The sequence below is a fragment of the Pseudonocardia sp. genome, assembly GCF_025965585.1.
In the GTDB taxonomy this organism is placed as follows: domain Bacteria; phylum Actinomycetota; class Actinomycetes; order Mycobacteriales; family Pseudonocardiaceae; genus Pseudonocardia.
Genome location: NZ_JAOPWR010000342.1, coordinates 25,351 through 39,925 on the forward strand (window position 1 = coordinate 25,351; position 14,575 = coordinate 39,925).

At 74.4% G+C, this 14,575-nt stretch carries 12 protein-coding genes; 7 read left to right on the forward strand and 5 right to left on the reverse strand.

What is annotated here, in order from left to right; translation table 11 throughout:
- Positions 1–2,943: an ATP-binding protein gene (locus JWR81_RS20955; RefSeq protein WP_297655517.1), complete on the reverse strand. Its 2,943-nt coding sequence runs from the start codon at positions 2,941–2,943 to the stop codon at positions 1–3.
- A complete protein-coding gene (locus JWR81_RS20960; RefSeq protein ID WP_367278817.1) occupies positions 2,940–3,956 on the reverse strand; it encodes a DUF3027 domain-containing protein in 1,017 nt (338 codons plus the stop codon). The genes JWR81_RS20955 and JWR81_RS20960 overlap by 4 nt, the downstream gene beginning before the upstream one ends.
- Positions 3,957–3,983: 27 nt before the next feature.
- Between JWR81_RS20960 and JWR81_RS20965 the strand changes: the two genes are divergently transcribed.
- On the forward strand, positions 3,984–4,805 hold the full coding sequence (locus JWR81_RS20965) for a glutaminyl-peptide cyclotransferase (protein WP_297655520.1): 822 nt from the start codon (positions 3,984–3,986) through the stop codon (positions 4,803–4,805).
- Positions 4,806–4,818: 13 nt separating this feature from the next.
- On the opposite strand, the gene JWR81_RS20970 is transcribed toward JWR81_RS20965, so the two are convergent.
- Positions 4,819–6,414 (reverse strand): carboxylesterase family protein, encoded by a 1,596-nt coding sequence (locus tag JWR81_RS20970; RefSeq protein WP_297655524.1) that lies wholly within the window; start codon positions 6,412–6,414, stop codon positions 4,819–4,821.
- Positions 6,415–6,533: 119 nt separating this feature from the next.
- Between JWR81_RS20970 and JWR81_RS20975 the strand changes: the two genes are divergently transcribed.
- The gene (locus JWR81_RS20975; protein ID WP_297655527.1) at positions 6,534–8,228 is read left to right on the forward strand and encodes an MFS transporter; all 1,695 of its coding nucleotides are present in this window, start codon (positions 6,534–6,536) and stop codon (positions 8,226–8,228) included.
- 46 nt (positions 8,229–8,274) lie between these two features.
- Complete coding sequence (locus JWR81_RS20980) at positions 8,275–8,727, forward strand: DUF2771 family protein (RefSeq protein WP_297655530.1); 453 nt, start codon at positions 8,275–8,277, stop codon at positions 8,725–8,727.
- Between the two features lie 3 nt (positions 8,728–8,730).
- Here JWR81_RS20980 and JWR81_RS20985 read toward each other — a convergent pair whose 3' ends face one another.
- Together JWR81_RS20985 and JWR81_RS20990 are read right to left on the reverse strand one after the other, a co-directional pair.
- Positions 8,731–9,117: a cold-shock protein gene (locus tag JWR81_RS20985; RefSeq protein WP_297655533.1), complete on the reverse strand. Its 387-nt coding sequence runs from the start codon at positions 9,115–9,117 to the stop codon at positions 8,731–8,733.
- A 302-nt stretch (positions 9,118–9,419) separates the two neighbouring features.
- Positions 9,420–11,081 (reverse strand): AMP-binding protein, encoded by a 1,662-nt coding sequence (locus JWR81_RS20990; RefSeq protein WP_297655537.1) that lies wholly within the window; start codon positions 11,079–11,081, stop codon positions 9,420–9,422.
- A 110-nt stretch (positions 11,082–11,191) separates the two neighbouring features.
- On the opposite strand from JWR81_RS20990, the gene serS reads away from it, so the two are divergent.
- The 4 genes from serS to JWR81_RS21010 form a co-directional block, all read left to right on the forward strand.
- Positions 11,192–12,457 carry a serine--tRNA ligase gene (gene serS / locus JWR81_RS20995; RefSeq protein ID WP_297655540.1) on the forward strand — a complete coding sequence of 422 codons (1,266 nt, stop codon included), beginning with the start codon at positions 11,192–11,194 and terminating at the stop codon, positions 12,455–12,457.
- A 216-nt stretch (positions 12,458–12,673) separates the two neighbouring features.
- Complete coding sequence (locus JWR81_RS21000; RefSeq protein WP_297655543.1) at positions 12,674–13,189, forward strand: hypothetical protein; 516 nt, start codon at positions 12,674–12,676, stop codon at positions 13,187–13,189.
- Positions 13,186–14,133 carry an FAD:protein FMN transferase gene (locus JWR81_RS21005; protein WP_297655546.1) on the forward strand — a complete coding sequence of 316 codons (948 nt, stop codon included), beginning with the start codon at positions 13,186–13,188 and terminating at the stop codon, positions 14,131–14,133. Before JWR81_RS21000 ends, JWR81_RS21005 begins: the two co-directional genes overlap by 4 nt.
- Before the next feature lies 1 nt (position 14,134).
- A partial coding sequence (locus JWR81_RS21010; RefSeq protein ID WP_297655549.1) for a ferric reductase-like transmembrane domain-containing protein occupies positions 14,135–14,575 on the forward strand: 441 nt, incomplete at its 3' end.

A 14,575-nucleotide genomic window follows, 5' to 3' on the forward strand; every position in this document is an offset into this window, starting at 1 on the left:
TCACGCGTCAAACTCCTCGGTGGCGAGCAGCCCCAGCAGGGCGCGGAGGGGGTCCTCGGCATGCCACCGGCCTTGCGCGTCCATCCAGGTCGGCACGCGGAAACGGCCGCTCAGGGGCCGCCGGACGGTCACCCACAGCTCGTCGTGGAGAAGCAGGCCGCCGGGCGGCACCGCGATGCCCAACGTGTGGCACGCCACCACGACCTCACCGATCGCCGACCAGTCGGTGGCGACGCCGTCGCCCTCGACGTCGCCCGCCACCACGTCCGTGGCGGGCGGGAGGTCGAGCAGCTCGGCCAGCGCGCTCGCGTCGCCGCCGATCACGAGCTCGCCCGGCGGCAGCACAGCGGCGGGCCAGGGAGCGTCGAGCACCATCGCGACGTCGACGTGCACGACGCTGCCGTCGATCGCGCGGACGTGCTCGGGGAGGTCGAGGTCGGCAGCCTCGACGCGGCCGGCCGCGACCGCGTCGGCGAGCGCCACGTGGGCGTCGGCGACCAGGGCCGCGTCGGGATGCCGGGCGGGGTCGGCGAGACGGGCGAGCAGGTCGTCGGCCGCCGCGGCGTCGGTGATGCGCAGGTCGGCCCGCACCCCGACGGCGACGAGGAAGGCCTCGTCGACCGTCGGACTCGGTCGCCGATCCGTGTCGACTCGCGCACCATCCGGTGTCGACTCGCGCGGCGGTTCGTGTCGACTCGCGGGGACCTCGTCGTAGAGGGGCGCCAGGGCGTCCGCCGAGGGCACGCGCCAGTGGCCGGGGCGCCGGCCGCCGAGGCGGGCGTGGCGGGCCAGCCACCAGGCCGTGTACGAGCCGGAGGCGGTCACCGCGGCGCGGGTGTCGCGGTACGAGGCCAGCAGCGCGAGGGCCGCGGGCCAGGCGTCGTCGTCGACGAGGTCGAGGTCACGCACCGCGACGAGCCGGGCGGGCGGCGTGTCGAGGGCGTCCCACCAGCGTTCCTCGTCGTCGAGGTCGTGCTCGGGTGCCACCGGCTCCTCGTCGACGACGAGCGCGAACCCGTCCAGCACGCCCAGCGCGGTGAGCGACCCCCGTGGGTAGCGCTGCGCCCAGGACGCGTCGAGCACCCCGAGCGGGACGTCGTCGGCCAGGAGCGGACGGATCATGGCGTCGGGGAGCACCAGCTCGTCGGCGCGGGACGGGCGGCCCTCGTCGTCGGGCAGTGCCAGGGCGGCGAGGGCGGCCGGTGCGCTGCCCACCTCCTCCACGAGCGCCAGGACGGCCGCGGCGAGCGGCTCCATGTCCAGGCCGGCGTCGGCGTCGTCCAGCGAGCGGTCGACGGCCTCGGCGAGCGCGGGATGCTCCAGCAGCGCGGACGCGTCGGCGTCGGTGGCCCCCAGGCGGCGCAGCAGCGGATGGACGGCGTCGGGGTCGGCGATGTGCAGCCCCGGCAGACCCAGCTCCGCGAGCCGACGCGTCCTGGCGGCCGAGTCGGGCAACAGGACCGTGGCCGGGCCGGACGCGGTGCGGCCGCCGGCGAGCGGGACGGGCAGGGCGCGCAGGTCGTCGAGCAGGCCCGGGACGGTCTCCGCGAGCGGCTCCAGCTCCGCGTACACCGCGCGCCACCACGACGGCGGGCGCTCGACGCCGAACAGCCGCGACACCAGCTCGCCCGCGCCCACGCGATGGGCGCCCAGCTCGGCGAGCGCCGTCGGGGAGACTGGCGGGGCGAGCAGCCGGTCGAACCCGGCCTCCGCGAGCAGCTGCGGCAACCGGGCGTCGACGCCCGGGAGGTCCAGCCACTCGGCTCGGCCGGGAGCGAGCTCACCGCCGCCCGCTGCGGGCAGCCAGGCCGCGCCGCGCAGCGCGTCGATGATCAGCTCGCGCAGCCGGGCGTCGAGCTCGGAGCGCGGGAAGCCCGGTTCGGGCACCAGATCGTGTCGGCTCGCGGGGGTGGTGGCGCGGACCAGATCCAGATAGGCCGCGGCCGCGCCGTCCAGGACGCGCTCGGTGGCCGGGCCCTTGCGGACGCGGCGGCGGTCGGGCTCCAGCGGCAGGGTCGCGATCAGCCGGGCGGGCAGGTGCAGCTTCTCGCCCGTGGCGGTCGGGGCGTGGGCCACCTCGTCGTCGGACAGCGACCCGTCGAGCGGGAGCGCCCAGGTGACCGACCAGTCGCGGCGGTCGCGCTGTTCGGCGGCCGCGTCGCGGGCGTCGTCGTCGAGGCGGCCGGTGGCACGGGCCACCTGCCAGCGCCGGTCGCCGACCGTCACGGTCGCACCGGGCCCCTCCTCGCGGCGCACCACCGTGCCCGCGACGCCGATCTCGGCCAGCCCCGGCAGGGCGAGCAAGAGGTCGGGGGCGGTGTCGCGGGCGTGGGCGAGCAGGGCGTCGGCGGCGCGACCGGGCCGCAACGGCAACCGGACCTCGGTGGCGAACCCCGCGGGCGGCTCCTCGGCCGTCGGCCAGACCAGCCGCAGCACGGGAGGCTCGTCGCGGCGGGCCAGCTCGGCGGCCGGACCGGGCATCGCGGCGACCGCCTCGGCCGTCCGGGACGCGGAGAACGCCACGGCCCCGGTCGTGCTCACCACACGCGGCTCGTCGGAGACGGCCAGTACCGCCGCGAACCCGACGCCGAACCGGCCGACCGACCCGGCGTCGTCCCGCTTGGCCGACGCGCGCAGCGACGCCAGCGCCTCGACCCCGGCCGCGGTGAGGGCGGCCCCGGTGTTGGCGACGCGCAGCTCGCCGTCGACGACGGACACCCGCAGGCGGCCGCCTCCGTCCGCGGCGTCGGCGGCGTTCTGGGCGAGCTCGACGAACCACGCGTCGGCGTAGCCGCCGAGGCGCAGGTCCTCCTCCGCGTTGGCGTCCTCGCGGAAGCGGGTGGGGGACGCGGCCCACGAGTCGAGGACCGCCGCTCGCAGGGCCGCGGTGCCGAAGGGGTCAGGGGTGCCGAAGGGATCAGCGGTGCCGAGCGGCCCGGTCACCCGTTCTCGACCGGCTCCTGGTCGGCGCTGCCCTGCGGCCCCTCCGACGGCTGCTCGGTCGGCGCCGCCTCGGCCGGGGCGGACTCATCCACGACGGCCGCGGCCGCGACGGGCTCGGCGTCGGGCCCCTCGGTGTCAGCGACCTCGGTGTCAGCGACCTCGGTGTCAGCGACCTCGGTGTCAGCGACCTCGGCCGGGGCCGTGGCCTCGGCCTCCGTCGGCGCCGTGTCGGTGACGACGGGCGCGGGCGGCTCGTGGTGCTCGATGTCGACGCCGTCGTCGTAGACGAGCTCGGCGACCGTGACCGGCGACGTGGTGTCGACGTGCACGTCGGAGTGGGCGCCGCAGCCGAACCCGACCTCGACGACCGAGCCGTCGGCGGGGGCGTACTCGTTGCCGCACACCCCGAAGGCACCGCGCAGCGAGCCGGCGAGGGAGAGGAAGAACCCGCAGGTGCCGCAGTGGCCGGGGGCGGCGCGGGCCATGTCGGCACCGGGGCCGTGGGGACCGTCGTGCCAGCGCTGCGCGGCCTCCTCACGGCCGACGCGCGAGAGCACCGTGGCGCGGCCCAGGCCGATCTCGGTGGCGACCTCCTCGACGGCGGGGTCGTCGGACTCCACGTACGCGGGCACGAGCCGCTGGTCGCCCTCTTGCGGCGGGAGCAGGTCGCCGACGCCCAGGTCGCCCGGCCGGATCCGCTCCTCCCACGGCACCCACGCCGGCGCGACCAGCGCGTCGGAACCGGGCAGCAGCACCACCTCTGAGACCGTGACCGGAGCATCGCCGCGACCGCCGCCGAGCGTGACCGACCAGCGCCAGCCGCGGTAGCCGCCCTGCGTGGCGGCGAAGTAGTGGGTGACCGCCCCCGGGTCCTCCTCGACGGCCTCCAGGTGCTCCCCGACGGCCGTGGCGGCCAGGTCGGCACCGAGGTCGGTGGCAGCGTCCTCGACGGCGGCGGCGCGCGCGAGGGCGACCGCGTCCACGAGACGGGCGGGCGGGTCGACGGTGTTCACCCCCGAGATTGTGCCACCCTTCCGGCCGTGGCCCGCCGACGCACTCTCGCCCGCGGGGGCGGAGTCCTCCCCGTCGGACGCGCCCTGGCCGCGGCCGCCGTGCTCCTGCTGGCCGGTTGCGCCGCCGCCTCGCCGACGCCGGGAGCGTCGTCCACGGTGCCGGTCCTGCGCCCGCAGGTGCTGGCCGAGACCCCGCACGACGCGTCCGCGTTCACCGAGGGCTTCGAGCTCGACCAGGGTGTCCTCTGGGAAGGCACCGGACTGGCGGGGAAGTCGCAGCTACGGGAGCTGGACCCGGCCACGGGTGCCGTCCGCCGCGCCGCGTCGCTGCCGGGGCAGCTGTTCGGTGAGGGCATCAGCGTGGTCGGCGACACCGTCTGGCAGCTCACCTACCAGGACCACGTGATGGTGGAGTGGGACCGCGCCACGCTGACGGTGCGGCGGCAGCTCCCGTTCGCCGACGAGGGCTGGGGCATGTGCACCGACGGCGCCCGCCTGATCCGCAGCGACGGCACCGCCACCCTGCACTTCCAGGACCCCACCACGTTCGCCGCCGCCGGCTCCGTCGACGTCACGCTGGACGGGCAGCCGGTCACCGAGCTCAACGAGCTGGACTGCAGCGACGGGCAGGTCTGGGCCAACGTCTGGCGCACCGACCGGATCGTGCGCATCGACCCCGCCACGGGCCGCGTCACGGCGGTGGTCGACGCCTCGGGCCTGCTCACGGCCCAGCAGCGGGCCACCACCGACGTGCTCAACGGCATCGCCTCGGTGGGCGGCGGCGAGTACCTGCTGACCGGCAAGTTCTGGCCGACGACGTTCCGCGTCCGGTTCGTGCCGTCCTCGTAGGTCAGCCGGTGGATCAGCCGATCGTCGCCCAGAACCCGCACTGGTGGACGTCCGCCGCGTCGACCGTGCGGACGGCGCCGGGGGCGAGCGAGAGGACCTCGGCCGACCCCGGGGTGGTGCGGTTCCAGGCGGGGGCGCCGGGCGCGGAGGGCACGCCGGACCGGGCGAAGCTCGACCAGTAGCCGATCATCGTGTCCGACAGCCCGCGCTGGCCGTCGCCCTTGAGCAGGTTCTTGCCGTGGAGGTCGAACAGCGACGGCATCTCGTTGCCGTGGGCGGCCCCCTGCGGCAGGCCCTTCACGTCGATGCCGTTGACGTCGGGCGCGTCCGGGTCGGCGAACTCGTAGGCGTAGACGTCGGTGTGCGCCGCGAGGTCCTGCTCGCCCGCCAGCGTGGGGCAGGCCCAGCCGCGGTCGGTGGTGACCGCCGACCAGGCCAGCGCCGGCGAGTCGTACGCGCTCAGCGGGTACCGCGCGGCGACGTCGGCGGCCTTCGCCCCGAACGCGGCCTGCAGCAGCGACGGGTAGCTCTCCGCCGTCACCGACGTGGGGTCGTCGAGCAGCTCGGCCCCGACGAACGAGCGGGTCTCGTCGAGGTTGCCCCCCGACAGCACCGGGACCTGCGCGAGGCGCCCGTTCGCCAGCGCGACGGCGGGGTCCTCGGGGAGCAGGTCGGTGCCGAAGACCATGTGGCCGGGCGCCGGGTCGCCGGGGTCGAGGAACGCCTCCGGCGGCGCCTCGCGCAGGCAGCCGACGACGTCGGGGCCGGTGCATCCGAACCGGGCCGCCGTGGCGGTGCCGGCCGCCTCCTGCGACGCCAGCGACATGTAGGGCGTCTGCGCCGGCGAGTCGCGGTAGAGGAACCCGACCGGCCAGTTGAGCCGGCACGAGCCCGACGAGATCGCTGCCTTCTCGATCAGCCCGGCGGCCTTCGGCGACGTGAGCAGCGCGCACGTCGACATGGCGCCCGCCGACTCCCCGAACACGGTGACGTTGCCGGGGTCACCCCCGAACGCGGCCGCGTTGGCCTTGACCCACTCCAGGGAGGCGATCTGGTCGGCGAACCCGAAGCTGCCCGACCCGGGAAGACCGGGCAGCCCGAGGTAGCCCAGCAGCCCCAGCCGGTAGTTGACCGTCACGACTATCACGTCGCCCTGCGCGGCGAGCCGGTCGGCCCCGTACTGCGAGCCGGAGCCGTTGGTGAAGCCACCCCCGTGCCACCAGACCATCACCGGAAGCCGCTCCCCGGCGACCGTGCGGCGTGGCGCGGTGACGTTGAGGAAGAGGCAGTCCTCGTCCGTGCCGGGCTTCTTGTCCTCGCCCGTGGTCTGCGGGCACTGCGACCCGGCCTTCGTGGCGTCGGTGACCCCGGACGCCGGGGGCACCGGCTCCGGCAGCGTCCACCGGCGGTCCCCGGTGGGTGGCAGCGCATAGCGGATGCCGAGGAACTGACGCGTGGCGCGGGTGGTGCGGCCCTTCAGCTCGCCACCGGTGGTGGTGACCGTCAGCGGGGCGTCGGACGAGCCCGGCCCCTCCGGCACGGTGCTGCAGCCGGCCAGCACTGACACGGCCACGAGGGCCGCGAGCGCGATACGGCCGATGCGCGTCACACGGTCCCCCCGACGCCGTCGTCCCGCTCCGGGGCGTACGGGACGAAATTATCAGCAGCGCCGGATCGGGCGCCCCCGGCATCCTCCGGTCAGGCCCCTCCGTGCGTCAGAATGGCCACGTGGCCCGATCCGATCCCTCGAAGCCCCGCGGGTTCCGCGCGCGGCGGAAGTGGGCCACGGTGGACGGCGCGCCGCCACCGGCGAAGCCCCCGACGCTCCCGCTACAGGCCGAACCCGCCGCCGACCGGGATCCATACGCCCCACGCCGCCGCTACCCCTGGCACGACGACCCCGACTACGACCCGGCCGCGCACCGCCGCGTCCCGCCGGCCGCTCCCTGGACGCCGCCGCCGCAGGCCCCGCTCGCCGCGGACGCCGACGCCCGGGCCGACGTGCCGTGGTCGGACGCGGGCCCGCCACCGGTCGCCGAGCAGTCCACCGAGGAGAAGCCCGCGCAACGGCTGCCCCGCAAGATCACCGTCACCCGGGTGGCGGCGATGCGCAGCCGGCAGATCACCCGCAGCGGCATCGATGCGTTCCGCCGCGCCGCCACCGCCGACGGCGCCGACCGCTCCGGGCTCACCGCGCTGACCTACGCCACGATGATGAGCTACGCGGTGGACGCCGCCGTGGCCGTCGCGCTCGCCAACACGCTGTTCTTCGCCGCGGCCAAGGCCGAGAGCATCACCAACGTCGCGCTCTACCTCGCCATCACCGCGGCCCCGTTCGCCGTGGTGGCGCCGGTGATCGGCCCGCTGCTCGACCGTCTGCAGCGCGGCCGCCGCGCCGCCCTGTCCATCTCCTTCGCCGGGCGCGCCGTGCTCGCGGTCGTGATGGCGTTCAACTACCACACGTGGCTGCTCTACCCGGCCGCGCTGGGCACGCTGGTGCTGAGCAAGTCGTTCGTCGTCCTCAAGGCGGCGGTCACCCCGCGCGTGCTGCCCGAGGCCATCACGCTCGTCACCACGAACTCGCGGCTCACCACGTTCGGGCTGGTGGCGGGCGGTGTCTTCGGCGGCATCACGGCCGGCATCGCCTACCTGTCCGACTCGCCCGGCGCGCTGACCTTCACCGCGCTCCTCGCGGTCGGCGGGTTCCTGCTGTGCCTGCGCATCCCGAAGTGGGTGGAGTCCACCGCGGGCGAGGTGCCCGCCCAGCTGCGCAGTACGCGGCGGGGCAAGCGCAGGCCCATGGGCCGCGGCGTGGTGCTCGCGCTGTGGGGCAACGGTGCCATCCGCGTGCTCACCGGCTTCCTCACGCTGTTCGTCGCGTTCGTCGTGAGGAGCGAGCCCGGCATGGACGCCGCCCACCAACTGTTCCTCATCGGCGTCGTGGGCGCCGCAGCCGGTGTGGGCTCGTTCGTCGGCAACGCGGCAGGCTCCCGGCCGCGCTTCATCGCCAACTCCGACCGCATGATCGTCGTCGCGGTGACGCTCGCCGTCGCCGTGGCGGTGCTGGCGGCGGTGCTGCCGGGCATCATCACGGCCGCCGCGGTCGGCCTGGTGGGGGCCACGGTCAGCGCGCTCGCCAAGGTCTGCCTCGACGCGGTGATCCAGCGCGACCTGCCCGAGGAGTCGCGCGCGTCGGCGTTCGGGCGGTCGGAGACGGTGCTGCAGCTCGCGTGGGTGTTCGGCGGGGCGCTGGGCGTCCTGCTCCCGCACAACACCTACTGGCTCGGCTTCACCGTGGTCGCGGTGGCCGTCGCCCTGCCGAGCCTGCAGACGGTGCTGATCAGCCGGGGCCGCAGCCTCCTGCCGTTCCTGGGCCCGCGCGGCGCGGTGGACGACTCCGCCACCGTCCGCACGGGGAGCTGACACCGCTCCGTAGGCTGGTCCGGTGCTCCGCCGAATGGTCCCCGTCATGGCCGCTGCTCTCCTGGTGGCCGGCTGCAGCAGCGCGGCGCCACCTCCGGAGGTCACGTTCGCGGCGGGCGCGGCGAACGTCGTCGCGAAGCCCACGCAGTACTGCGACCTGCAGCTGAAGAACTGCAGCTCGGACGCCGGCGCGCCCGTCGTGCTGACCGTGCCGGTCGGCACGCCCCTGCAGGTCACGGTGCCCGAGGAGATCTCGTCGACGCCGTGGCAGGTGGTGTTCACCTACCGCGACGGCACCGGCGCGCAGACCGACGGGCGCAGCCCGGTGTTCGCCGTGAACGCGCAGAAGTCCTACGCCCTGGACCTGCCGACCCGCACCGACCGCCTGCTCGGCGCGCAGGTGCAGCAGTACGGGCCGCCGCCGCAGGCCGATCCGGAGACGGGCGAGCTGGAGTTCCCCATCCGCGCGAGCTGGGTGCTGACCACGAGGGCCCGGTAGGGATCAGCCGTCGAGGTCGCGGGCCACGGCGCGGACCACCTCGGCGGCGAGCTTGGCCGCCTTGCGCTCCGGGTAGCGGCCGCGGCGCAGGTCAGGCTGCACCTTGGTCTCCAGGAGCTTGATCATGTCCTCGATGAGGCTGTGCAGGTCCTCGGCCGGGCGGCGCGTGTTCTCGACCGCCGACGGAGGTGCCTCGACGAGCCGGACCGACAGCGCCTGCGGACCGCGACGGCCCTCGGCCATGCCGAACTCCACGCGCTGGCCGGCCCTGAGCGACTCCACGCCCGCCGGCAGCGCCGCCTTCCGGACGTAGACGTCCTCGCCGCCGTCCTGGGCGAGGAAGCCGAAGCCCTTGTCGGCGTCGTACCACTTGACCCTGCCGCTCGGCACCCTGCTCACCCTCATCTTCGATCGCTCACGCTGCGTGCGATGCCGCACGACAAACGCGCCCAGGTGCCTGGTCCGCCGCACACTGCTGGTCGGCTCGCCGAGCGACACCGGGACGCGCCGCACAAGCCTAGTCCCGATCCACCCGTCGGTGCACGGCCGAAACGGGCGTCGCAGCACGACAGGCCGCCTGCCGTGGGCGTGGCGGGTCGGTCCGGTGGAGGGTGTCGGTACGGGGTCCGCCCGGTATCCGGGGTGGTGGGTGGAGAGCCTGTCGCGCACCGGCGGGTCGTCCCGCGGGTTCGTCAGGCGTTCTTCACCGCCGCCGCCTCACCCAGGTCGAGCATCTCCACGCTCTTCTCCCGCATCTCCACCTTGCGGACCTTGCCCGTGACCGTCATCGGGAACTCATCGACGATCATCACGTAGCGCGGGATCTTGTAGTGGGCGAGCTTGCCCGTGGCGAACTCCCGCACCGACTCGGCGGTGAGCGGCTCGGCGCCGTCGCGCAGGGTGATCCAGGCGCACAGCTCCTCCCCGTACTTGACGTCCGGCACGCCGATGACCTGGGCGTCGAGGACGTCGGGGTGGGAGTAGAGGAACTCCTCGATCTCGCGCGGGTACACGTTCTCGCCGCCGCGGATCACCATGTCCTTGATCCGGCCGGTGATGTTGAGGTAGCCGTCCGAGTCCATGATCCCGATGTCGCCGGTGTGCATCCAGCGGGCGCGGTCGATCACGTCGGCGGTCTTCTGGGGCTCCTCCCAGTAGCCGAGCATCACCGAGTAGCCGCGGGTGCACAGCTCGCCGGGCTCACCACGGGGCAGGGTCAGGCCGGTCTCGGGGTCGACGACCTTGACCTCGAGGTGCGGCAGCACCCGTCCGACGGTGGAGACGCGGCGCTCCAGCGTGTCGTCGGCGCGGGTCTGGGTGGAGACCGGGGAGGTCTCGGTCATGCCGTAGCAGATCGTCACCTCGGCCATGCCCATCCGGTCCACGGCCTGCTTCATGATCTCCACGGGGCACGGGGAGCCGGCCATGATGCCGGTACGCAGCGACGAGAGGTCGTAGTCGGCGAACGTGGGGTCGTTGAGCTCCGCGATGAACATCGTCGGCACGCCGTAGAGCGAGGTGCACTTCTCCTGCGCGACGGCGTGCAGCGACGCCTTGGGGTCGAAGCCGGGGCCGGGGATCACCATCGTGGCGCCGCTGGAGGTGCACGCGAGGTTGCCCATGACCATGCCGAAGCAGTGGTAGAACGGAACCGGGATGCATACGCGGTCGGCGTCGGTGTAGCCGCAGGTCCGGCCCACGAAGTAGCCGTTGTTGAGGATGTTGTGGTGGCTCAGCGTGGCGCCCTTGGGGAAGCCCGTGGTGCCCGAGGTGTACTGGATGCAGATGGGGTCGTCGGCGGCGAGCTCCGGCTGCAGCCGCACGAGGTCGGCAGGGTCGCCCGCCCTGCCCGCGGCGACGAGCTCGTCCCAGTCGGGGGTGCCGATGAGGATCACCTTGCGCAGGCCCGGGCAGTTCGGCCGGACCTGCGTGATCATCGCGGCGTAGTCGGAGTTCTTGAAGCTCGTGGCCGCCACCAGCACCGAGATACCGGCCTGGTTGAGCACGTACTCCAGCTCGTGGGTGCGGTAGGCCGGGTTGACCGTCACGAGGATGACGCCGATCTTCGCCGTGGCGTACTGCGTGATCGTCCACTCGGCGAGGTTCGGCGCCCAGATCCCCAGCCGGTCGCCCTTCTGCAGCCCGGCGGCGAGCAGACCCAGCGACGCCGTGTCCACCTCGTCGCGCAGCCGCGACCAGGTCCAGCGGCGGCCCGTCTGAACCTCGACGAGCGCCTCACCGTCTGGGAACGCCGCGACGGTGCGGTCGAAGTTGTCACCGATCGTGTCGCCGAGCAGCGGGACGTCGGAGGTACCGGAGGCATAGGACGGGACGGCGGGAGTGGCAGTCGACACAGCGGGAGCCTTTCGTGTGTGGGGCAGGGCACATCCTGCGACGATCACCGATTCGACGCCACCTCCGGATGGGGAGGAACCTGCTTCTCCGCCCCCGATACCCTGGGCTGATGCACGACCCCCGCGTCCTGCTCGACCCCGCCACCGACGCCGTCCGCAAGCTGGCCCGCAAGGGCTACGCGCTCGATGTCGCCTCCCTCGACAAGCTGCTCTCGGGCCGCAACTCCGCGATCCAGCGCGGCGACGAGGCGCGCGCCGAGTCCAAGCGCGTCGCCACCTCGGTGAAGGGCGCGAGTCCCGAGGAGCGCCCGGCGCTGGTCGAACGCGCCCGCGACCTCAAGGCCGTGGTGGCCGCGGCCGAGGAGGAGAGCAAGGCGCTGGACGCGGAGCTGCAGGAGCTGCTGCTCGGCATCCCCAACCTCCCCGCCGACGAGCTGCCCGACGGCACCTCCGACGCCGACGCCGAGCTGGTGCGCACCTGGGGCCAGAGGCCCGAGATCGCGGCGCCGCTCGACCACGTCGACCTCGGCGAGAAGCTCGGCATCCTCGACCTGGCCCGCGCCACCAAGCTGTCGGGTCCGCGGTTCGCGGTGCTCAAGGGCCGGGGCGCCAAGCTGGAGCGCGCGCTCGCCCGCTACTTCCTCGACGTCGCCGAGGAGAACGGCTACACCGAGTTCTCGGTGCCCACGCTGGTCAACCGCGCCACGATGACCGGCACCGGCCAGCTGCCGAAGTTCGAGCAGGACCTGTTCAAGACGGGCGTGGACAGCCGCGAGCTGTACCTCATCCCCACGGCCGAGGTGCCGCTGACGAACCTGCACGCTCAGGAGACCCTCGCGCTCGAGGACCTGCCGCTCGCGTACACCGCCCACACGCCGTGCTTCCGCTCGGAGGCGGGCTCCTACGGGCGCGACACGCGCGGCCTGGTGCGGCTGCACGAGTTCTCGAAGGTCGAGCTCGTGCGCGTCGTCGACGCCGAGCGCACGCGTGAGGAGCTGGAGCTGCTGGTCGGCCACGCGGAGTCCGTGCTGCAGGGTCTCGGGCTGGCCTACCGCGTGGTGAAGCTGGCCGCGGGCGACACCAGCTTCTCGGCGACCATGACCTACGACATCGAGGTGTGGCTGCCCGGCCAGGACGCCTACCGCGAGATCGCCTCGGCGTCGGACTTCGGCACGTTCCAGGCCCGACGGGCGGCCATCCGCACGAGGTCGAAGGAGGGCAGGCGCGGGTTCGCGGGCACGCTCAACAGCTCCGGGCTCCCGGTCGGGCGCACGCTCGTCGCGCTGCTGGAGCAGGGGCAGCAGCCTGACGGCTCGGTGCGTATCCCCGAGGCACTCGTCCCGTATGCGGGGTTCGACACCCTCACTCCCGGCTGACCGCGCCGCTCGTCCGCACGGCGTGGCCGCCGATCGAGCGGCCCGCCGGTGAGCGGCAACCTGAGAGCCCGCTGCGGCCGTTCGGAGCAACCTGGAAGCGCCTTCGGGCGCGTGGACGCCGTTCGTCGCGGTGATCACGCCGGACGCTGGGTCGGGTGCAACCCCGGCTCTCAGGAACGCGGTCGCGGCAATACGCGCTCATTACCGTCCCACGCCATGAGGACCCAGCGACCGGACGACGACACGCCGACCGGCCCGGTCCCCGTGTATCGCCCCGACGTCCACGGCGATCTCGCGGACACCGCCACCCCGGCCAACGGCACCCGGGCCCGCGACCTCGGACGCCGCCGGATCGTCGGAGCCACCTCATGGAGCGCGCTGGGCGGCACCGCGCTCGCCGTCGCCTTCGGTGCCCTGTTCGCCCAGAGCACGCCCACGGCGTCGGCCGCCCCGGCCGTCCCGGTGGTGGACACGGACGCGCAGGCCTCGATCACCGACACACCCGCGCCCACCACCGCGGTGGCGCCGGCCCCCGCCGCACCCGTCGCGCCGCAGAAGGCGACGACGCCGAAGACAGCGACGACGCCGAAGACAGCGACGCACCGAAGGACCACCACCCCGACGGTCGTCGTCACGCCGACGACGGAGGCGCTCGCCCCGCCGGCCTCGACCCCTGCGCCGTCGTCCTCGTCCTCCTCCTCGTCGAACCACGGGTCGTCGGGAGCCTCGTGAGCGCATCGCACACCGTCGACCGGGTGGACCGCGTCGGCGTGCACGCGCTGGGCACCACCGCGCTGCTGGTCGTGGCCGATCCGGACGGGCTGGGGGCCGCCGAGGAGGTGCTGCACGGCGAACTCGCCGCGATCGACGCCGTGTGCAGCCGCTTCCGCGACGACTCCGAGATCTCGCGGCTGCACGAGTGCGCCGGGTCGGCCGTGGTCGTGAGCCCGCTGCTCGGCGAGGCGCTGTCGGTCGCGATGCGGGCCGCCGCCCTCACCGACGGCCTCGTCGACCCCACCGTCGGACGGGCGGTGCGCGACCTCGGCTACGACCGCGACTTCGCTGCGATCGACCCGGACCACCCCGAACCCACCGCGCCGGCCCGGCCCGCACCGGGCTGGTGGCGCGTGGCGTGGAACCCCGAGCGCCGCGAGGTGCTGCTGCCCCGCGGGGTGGCGCTGGACCTGGGCGCCACCGCGAAGGCGCTGTCGGCGGACCGCATCGCCGTCCGGGCCGCGGAGGCGGCCGGCTGCGGGGTGCTCGTCAGCCTCGGCGGCGACGTGAGCGCCGCCGGGCAGGCCCCCGAGGGCGGCTGGCGGCTCGGCATCGGCGACGACCACGAGCGTGCCCTCGCCGAGCCCGACCTGACGGTGACCATCGCCGGGGGCGGCCTGGCGACGTCCAGCACCACCCGCCGCACCTGGCGTCGCGCCGGCCGGACCGTGCACCACCTCGTCGACCCGCACACGGGCGACGTGCCCGACGGCCCCTGGCGGACGGTCACGGTGGCCGCGGCCACCTGCGTCGACGCCAACATCGCCACCACCGCGTCGATCGTCATGGGCGAGGCCGCCCCCGGCTGGCTCGCCGAGCGCGGCCTGCCCTCACGCCTCGTGGCCGTCGACGGGCGCATCAGCACGACGGCGGGCTGGCCCGAGCCCGCGGAAGGGACCTGACATGGGCCAGACGCTCTGGTTCGCCGGCCGCGCCACCGGCCTGGTGTCGCTGCTGCTCATCACCGCCACCGTCGTGCTCGGCACCTCCCACTCCGGACGCCTCACCACCACCGGATGGCCGCGGTTCACCCTGCACGCCGTACACCGCAACCTCTCCCTGCTCACCCTCGCCTTCCTCGCGGTGCACATCTCCACCTCGATCATCGACCCCTACGCCGGCATCACCTGGCCCGACGCGGTCGTCCCGTTCCTCTCCACCTACCACCCGTTCTGGCTCGGCCTCGGCGCCGTCGCGTTCGACCTGGTCGTCGCCGTGATCCTCACCAGCCTCCTGCGCACCCACATCCCGCTGCGCGTCTGGCGGGGCGTGCACCTCGCGAGCTACGCGCTGTGGCCCGTCGCCGTCGTCCACGGGCTGGGCATCGGCGGCAGCGACAGCACG

Coding starts and splice junctions, on each gene's coding strand:
- JWR81_RS20980 (WP_297655530.1), top strand. CDS start 8,275: ATGGCCGCTGCTCTCCTGGTGGCCGGCTGCAGCAGCGCGGCGCCACCT.
- serS (WP_297655540.1), top strand. CDS start 11,192: ATGCACGACCCCCGCGTCCTGCTCGACCCCGCCACCGACGCCGTCCGC.
- JWR81_RS21000 (WP_297655543.1), top strand. CDS start 12,674: ATGAGGACCCAGCGACCGGACGACGACACGCCGACCGGCCCGGTCCCC.